The following is a 7,692-nucleotide window of genomic DNA, read 5'->3' as shown; positions in this document are numbered from 1 at the left end:
GTTCAGTGCAACGGGATCTTTAGCCTACCGGCCGCGGCGGTCACGCCGTGCCGTCAGCGGAGACCGGGGCGCCGCGTCCGCCAGACTAAAGACTCTCTGCATTCCAGACTAAAGACTCTCTGCATTATGGAAAGCTCTCCATAACAGTCTGAAGCAGGTTGTTGGCTGAGGTAGCCTCGGGGTCAGCTGATGGCCGGACCCCTGCCGGCTACGAACTGAATCATTGGGACCGCTGCACGGGTCCAGAGCGGCTTTCACGTTTCTTCAGGTCGCAGGCAATCATCGCTTGAGATTCCCGGCTCGCTCTCCTCGCTCTCGGACAAGGCGTCGCGTGGTCACAGCCTCACTTAATGAGGTCCTGACCGATGCAATAGGGCTGTTCTCAAATAATGTGGGCGCGTTCTCACGTTCTCACGTAATGCGGGCTAGAGAGCCCCGATGTTCTCAGCCAATGTGGTCCCGAACCGCGGATGTACTCGGGTCCTGTCGCGGATGTAATCGGGCCACTCCAAATACTTGAGACTCCTGACCAACTTGCACGAAACCTCACGCCCGCAAGAGGCCGCGATCAGGGTGGTTTTCGCGCCAGCTTCATGGACTCCATTGGCGACGTCACGACAGTCACCTACATTGCCCATCGGTTATCCGCGTTGACGGTGCGCCAAAAACCAAAGCGCTTAGGGAGCGACAAATGCAATCGGCGGGATGCAGGACGAGGACGCGAGCTGCGTCAGACTCAAGCGGCAAGACCACGAAGACGCGCACGGCGGCATGGTTGACGGGCGTGCTTCTCGCACTGATGGCGCACAGCGTGCGCCACCACCGTTCAAACGTTTTCGCCCCAAGGCGAGGTGGCACGGGTGCGGCAGGCGCGAGCCACATTCTCGGAGTCCATGGTTCGCTTCGGCGACCCCCGACTGCCGGCGCCATTCGAACTGAAATGCGCCAATACCACGCCGGTGACAGGCACCGGTCGTTGGGTGGACGACAAGACCTGGGTCTACGACTTCACGCAAGACGTGCCAGCTGGCGTGCGCTGCGAATTCAATCTGAAGCCCGGCCTGAAGTCGATTGCCGGAGAGGCGGTGACCGGGCCGGCACAGTACAAGTTCAGCACGGGCGGACCATCGTGCCTACCCGCAACCCGATGAGGGTGCACCCATCGAGGAAGAACAGTTCTTCGTCCTCCTGCTCAACGGCCAGGCGACGGCGGAAAGCATCGAGAAGAACGGCTACTGCGAGGTGAGCGGCATCGGCGAGCGCCTGGGCCTGAAGGTGGTCACGGGCCCGAATCGGGACGCGATCATCACGGCCGTGAGCCTGGTGCCGCAACAGGGGCGAGTGGTCGTGGTCCGATGCGAGCGGCCGCTGCCCAACGAATCGACGGTCAAGGTGGTCTGGGGCACGGGCATCGCAACACCTTCGGGCGTGCCCAACAGCGCAGAACGACGCATTCAATACACGGTGCGCAAGCCTTTTGCTGCGAGCTTCACCTGCGAGCGGGTCAATTCGCGCTCCGACTGCTTGCCGATCAAGCCGATGCGTGTGGAGTTTTCTTCACCAGTGCCACGCAAGTTCGCCGAGCGCATCGTGCTCGTCTCGCCCGACGGCACTCGCAAGCCGCAGATCGAGCAGCATCGTGGCGAGAACAGCGAACAGCTGCTGTCCTTCGGTGAAGGGGCATTGCGCAAGTTTCTCTTCGTCTTCAGCCGCAACAAGGGCGAGGTGACGAGCGACCCGTCGGAGAGCGGCGTGAGCGCCGTGCAATTCCCGGCACCGCTGCCAGAAAACGCCAGCCTGCGCATCGAACTGCCCAAGGAATTGCGCGACGACGCTGGCCGTCCGCTCAGCAATGCCGACCTGTTCCCCTTGACGACCAAGACGGCGCAAGCGCCGGCGTTGGTGAAGTTCCCGGCGGCAACGTTCGGCGTGTTGGAACTGAACGCCGAGCCCACGCTGCCGGTAACGGTGCGGCAGGTGGAAGGCGACCTGGCGGTGAAACGCCTGAGCGTGGCGCCCGGGGCCGTTCGCGACCTTCGGGTTCAGGATGACACCTCGATCATCGAGTGGCTGGCGCGGGTGAAGCGCTACGACGAAAACAGGCTGCCGCGCGCAGCGGTCGAAAGCGAGCTCGGCATCAGGCTGCCCGAGGTGGACAAGAAGAAGCCCGCACGCAAGTCGAAGCGATACGGCGAAGACACGGAGAACGAGGACGACAACGAGTACATGCGCAACACCGTGCAGACGCGATCGGTGAGCCTTTTGAACCGTGAGAAGACTGCGAGCCGCCTGAGCCTGCCGCCGACCGACGCGAAGGACACACGCCCCTTCGAAGTCATCGGAATTCCGATGACGCAACCCGGGTTCCACGTCGTCGAAATCGAGTCTCCCAAGCTCGGCGCCGCGTTGCTGGACAGCACGGCCCCGATGTACGTTCGAACCAGCGTGCTCGTGACCAACCTCGGCGTGCACTTGAAGTGGGGCGCAGTGAATTCCACCGTCTGGGTCACCACCCTGGACAAGGCCCAACCGGTGGCCGATGCGCAGTTGCAGATCTCCGACTGCCGCGGCGACGTGATGTGGACTGGCCGCAGCGACAAGCAAGGGCTGGCCTTGGTCAACAAGGAACTTCCGCCGCTGGATTGGCAGTACTGCAATGGCAGCGACAGCGATGGTGGGCGCGAGCACGGCTACTTCGTCAGCGCGCGCAAACCCGATGCCACCGGCCGAGCCGACATGGCCTTCGTATGGTCAACCTGGAACCAGGGCATCGAGTCCTGGCGCTTTCACGTCAGTGCGAGCAACCACGGCATGACGTCGCAGCAGCTCTACCACTCGGTGCTCGATCGCACCTTGTTGCGTGCCGGGCAGACGGTGTCGATGAAACACCATGCGCGCACCGAACAGATGCTGGCCCTGAGCCTCACTGCCCCTGGCGATCTGATGAGCGAGGTGCGCATCATTCATGAAGGTTCGGGGCAGAAGTTCACCTTCCCGCTCACTTGGCGCCAGGGGCGTTATGCAGAAACCACCTTCGCCATTCCAGCCGATGCCAAGCTGGGCGTGTACAACATCGTGCTCGCAACGGCGCATCAGGCTTTTGCCACGGGAAGCTTCCGGGTCGAGGAATTCCGCCTGCCCGTGATGACGGGGCGGATCATCCCGCCCAAGGCTGCGTTGATCGATCCGCAAGACGTGGCGCTCGGCGTGCAGTTGAACTACGGCAACGGTGGCGGTGCGGCGGGCATGGCGGTGCGGGTGTCGGCGCAAGTGCGCGACGCCAACGTCGGCGCTGCGGTCCGGGTGAATCGGTTTCCGGGCTTTCGCTTCGAGCCGCCGCGGGAACCCACCGACCCGAATGCGCGGTCGCCGTTCTCGGAGGAATACGTCGATGAAGATGACGAAAGCCAATCGGTGCAGACGCGCGATGAGCGCTCGCAGCTCGTCGCCAACAAGCTGCCGCTCAAGCTGGACAAGACCGGCGCGGGCACCGTCACGCTGACCAAGCTGCCGCAGAGCAAGCGCGCGCGCGAACTGCTGGTACAGGCGACGTATGCCGACCCGAACGGCGAGATCCAGACCCTGAGCCAGACCTTGCCAGTGTGGCCGTCGGGCATCGTGGTGGGCCTTCGCACAGACTCATGGGTGTCGGTCAAGCAAAAGGTTGCCACGCAGGTGATCACGCTCGACACCATGGGCCGGCCGGTGGCCGGCGTGTCGGTGTCGGTACGTGCGCTGGCACACAAGACCTCGTCGACACGTCGTCGCCTGGTGGGCGGCTTCTATGCCTACGACAACCGCAACGCCGATGAGGACATCGGCGAAGTCTGCAGTGGCACGAGCGATTCGCGCGGGCTGGTGTTCTGCGATGCGCAGATGAAGGCGCCGGGCGAGATCGAACTCATTGCGCAGGCCAAGGACAGCGGTGGCCATGTGGCGCAGGCCGCTGCAACAGTGTGGGTGACGCGCCAGGGCGAAATCTGGTTCGGCGGCGACAACCAGGACCGCATGGACGTGATCCCCGAGCAACGTTCGTACGAAGCGGGCCAGACGGCGAGGCTTCAGGTGCGAAGCCCCTTCCGGCACGCGACGGCGCTGGTGGCCATTGAGCGAAACGGCATCATCGAGACGCGCACTGTGGAATTGAACGGACGCGACCCGACCATCGACATTCCAGTCAAGGCCGACTGGGCGCCCAATGTCTTCATCTCCGTGCTGGCGGTACGCGGCCGCGTGCGCGACGTGCCGTGGTATTCGCTGTTCACCTGGGGGTGGCGTTCGCCCTCGCAGTGGTGGCAGTCCTATCGCGACGAAGGCCAGTCCTATCAGGCGCCCACGGCCATGGTTGACTTGTCCAAGCCGGCCTTCAAGTACGGCATCGCCGAGATCGAGGTCGGCATCGCGGCGCATCGCCTGAAGGTGGACGTGACGCCCGACAAGGCGAGCTACGCGATTCGGGCGACGAGCCAGGTGCGCGTCAAGGTGAGCCTTCCGGACGGTCGCCCCGCGCCTGCCGGCACAGAGGTCACGCTGGCCGCGGTCGACGAGGCCTTGCTTGAGCTCAAGCCCAACGACAGCTGGGACTTGCTCGAAGCCATGATCCGCAAGCGCGGCTACAGCGTCCAGACATCGACCGCGCAGATGCAGATCATCGGCAAGCGTCACTACGGCAAGAAGGCCGCGCCGGCAGGCGGCGGCGGCGGGCAGTTTCCGACGCGCGAACTCTTCGACACGCTGCTCTTGTGGAACCCGCGCGTCATGCTTGATGCCAACGGCGAGGCCCTGGTCAGCGTGCCGCTCAACGACTCGTTGACGGCCTTCCGCATCGTCGCGGTGGCCGACGTGGTCCAGGGCAAGAATGCCGCGACGTTCGGCACCGGCCGCGCCAGCATCCGCGCCACTCAGGACTTGCAGATCGTGTCGGGCGTGCCGCCCCTGATCCGCGAGGGGGACCGCTACCGCGCGATGTTCACGCTGCGCAACACCACGGGCACCGCAGTCGATGCGCAGTTCAGCGCGCAGATGGGCACGACGACACTGCCCGCCCAGAAGATTCACATCGACGCCAACGGCGCTGCTGAAACCGGTTGGGATGTGGAGGTGCCCTACAACCTCAAGCAGGTCGAATGGACTGTCTCGGCTGAGGCCGGCAGTGCGCGGGACCGCATGAAGATCAAGCAGGCGGTGACGGAGGCGATTCCGGTGCGCGTGCAGCAGGCCACGCTGATGCAGTTGGACAAGAACGTCGCGATTCCGATCGCGCCACCTGCCAGTGCGGTCGCGACGGCCCAAGGCAACTTGCGCGGCGGCATCGAGGTCACGCTCAAGCCCAGGCTGGGCGACGGACTGCAGGGTGTGCGCGAGTACTTCGAACGCTACCCGTGGTCGTGCATCGAGCAGCGCGCGTCCGTGGCCATCGGCTTGCGCGATGTGAACGTCTGGCGCGGCGTGGCCGAGCGCCTGCCGCTGTACCTCGACGACGACGGCCTCGCCAACTACTTTCCGCCAGCCACGGGTTGGCGCAGCACTGGCAGCGATTCGCTCACCGCCTATCTGCTTTCGGCCAGCGACGAGGTGACCAAACTGGGCTACGACTTCGCCATTCCAGACGACACGCGCTCGAAAATGGAGCACGGCTTGATCGCCTTCGTTGAGGGCCGTACCAAGCGCGATTTCTGGACGCCGGCCTTTCTGAAAAACGGCGACCTTGAGGTGCGCAAGATCGCGGCGCTCGAAGCGCTGTCTCGCACGGGCAAGGTGAGGCCGAAGCTGCTCGACTCGATCCAGATCCTGCCCAACCAATGGCCGACTGGCGCCGTCATCGACTGGCTGATGATCCTTGACCGTGTGAAGGAGATCCCTGATCGCGACAAGCGCATTGCCGAAGCCGAACAAATTCTTCGCGCGCGCTTGAACGTGCAGGGAACACGGCTGGGCTTCTCGACCGAACGGGACGACAGCTGGTGGTGGTTGATGGTCAACGGCGACGTCAACAGCACGCGCATGATCCTTGCGGTGCTCGCAAAGCCTGCGTGGAACGACGACATGCCTCGCCTGGTCACGGGCACGCTGCAACGCCAGCAATATGGCCATTGGTCGACCACCGTGTCCAACGCCTGGGGCTCGATTGCCATGGAGGCCTTTTCCAAGCGCTTCGAGCGCGACCCGGTGGCCGGCAGCACGCGCGTCGGTTTCGAGCCGGGTGCGACGCCGCAGTCCTTTGACTGGGCCAAGTCGGCCGCGGGTGGCACCGTGGCGCTCGGCTGGCCGGCGGGCTTCGCGGTCGGCGGCAACAAGGCCGACACGACAGTGAAGGTGGCGCACGAAGGCAGCGGCAAGCCGTGGATCACCTTCACGAGCAAGGCCGCGGTGCCCGTGGTCACGCCCTTCTCGAGCGGCTACCGAATCACCAAGACCGTCACGCCGATCGAGCAGAAGGTGCCGGGCAAGTACAGCCGCGGCGACGTACTGCGCGTGCACATCGACCTCGATGTCCAGGCCGACATGACCTGGGTGGTGATCAACGACCCCATTCCCGGCGGCGGCACCATCACCGGCAATGGCCTGGGGCGCGACGAGCAGATCAACCGCAGCAGCGAGAAGCAGGACAGCCGTGCCTGGCTCGCCTACGAGGAACGCAGCTTCGAGGCCTTCCGGGCCTACTACCGCTACCTGCCCAAGGGCAGCTTCAGCGTCGAGTACACGGTGCGGCTGAACAACCCGGGCACGTTCGGTTTGCCCGCCACGCACGTCGAAGCCATGTATGCACCCGAGATGTTCGGCGAAGCGCCGAATGCGGCGGTGGTGGTGCAGCCGTGATCGAGATCGAGATCGAGCAAGCGCCGCGATGAAGATGCGTGCGTCGGCCGTTGCAGCGTTCGCCCTGGCCTGTTTTGCCACGGCGAACGCCTGGGCGCTGCCAAGCTTCGAGCAGGTGAAAGCGGCCTATCGTTCGTCGGACACTGTGGTGCTCGATCGAAACGGCGTGCCGATCCAGACGGTACGGTCCGACCCGAAGCAGCGCAGGGCTGAGTGGGTGGGCGTGACCGAGGTGTCACCTGCGTTTCGGCAGGCCTTGCTGCTGTCCGAAGACAAGCGCTTCTATGAACATTCCGGAGTGGACTGGTCCGGCGTCGGTGCGGCGGCGTGGGGCAGCCTCTGGAACAGCCGCACGCGGGGCGCATCGACGGTCACGATGCAACTGGCCGGATTGCTCGATACCGACCTCGCCACGCAAAAAGGCGGCCGCAGCATGTCGGCCAAGGCCGGCCAGGTGCGCACGGCATGGCAGCTCGAACATGCCTGGACCAAGAACCAGATCCTCGAGGCGTACATCAACCTCGTCGGCTTTCGCGGCGAGCTGGTGGGCATCTCGGCCATGTCGGCAACATTGTTCAAGAAGTACCCGAGCGGGCTCAATGCCGAAGAGTCTGCGCTGGCCGCAGCCCTCATCCGCGCGCCAAACGCCAAGCCTGCCGAGGTGGCGAAGAGAGCTTGTGCCGTGCTCACGGTGCAGGGCCGACGCGAGTCTTGCACCACGCTCGACACCTATGCGCAACAGGTCCTTGCGTCCCGGGGCGGGGAGCCACCCGTGTCGCGTCAAGCCTCAAGTGTCGGCTGCTCGCTTGCTCTCGAAGCGCATTGCGGCGTTGCGCCTCCTCGCCATAGCGACGGCTATGACTCGTCGGCGCG

General features: G+C 64.5%; 3 protein-coding genes. All 3 read left to right on the top strand.

Going from position 1 to position 7,692, the window contains the following annotated elements; translation table 11 throughout:
• Positions 1–893: 893 nt before the first annotated feature.
• A complete protein-coding gene (locus AC30NL_RS14365; RefSeq protein ID WP_489464677.1) occupies positions 894–1,151 on the top strand; it encodes a hypothetical protein in 258 nt (85 codons plus the stop codon).
• Between the two features lie 91 nt (positions 1,152–1,242).
• Entirely contained in the window at positions 1,243–6,819 is a 5,577-nt protein-coding gene (locus AC30NL_RS14360) for an alpha-2-macroglobulin family protein (RefSeq protein WP_489464676.1), read from the top strand.
• Between the two features lie 28 nt (positions 6,820–6,847).
• Positions 6,848–7,692: biosynthetic peptidoglycan transglycosylase (locus AC30NL_RS14355; RefSeq protein WP_489464675.1), on the top strand; the 845-nt coding region annotated here is incomplete at its 3' end.

This window comes from Rhizobacter sp. (assembly GCA_021153565.1).
Classification (GTDB): domain Bacteria; phylum Pseudomonadota; class Gammaproteobacteria; order Burkholderiales; family Burkholderiaceae_C; genus Albitalea.
This window is presented reverse-complemented; position numbering and strand designations above follow the sequence as displayed.

Coding starts and splice junctions, on each gene's coding strand:
- AC30NL_RS14365 (WP_489464677.1), top strand. CDS start 894: ATGGTTCGCTTCGGCGACCCCCGACTGCCGGCGCCATTCGAACTGAAA.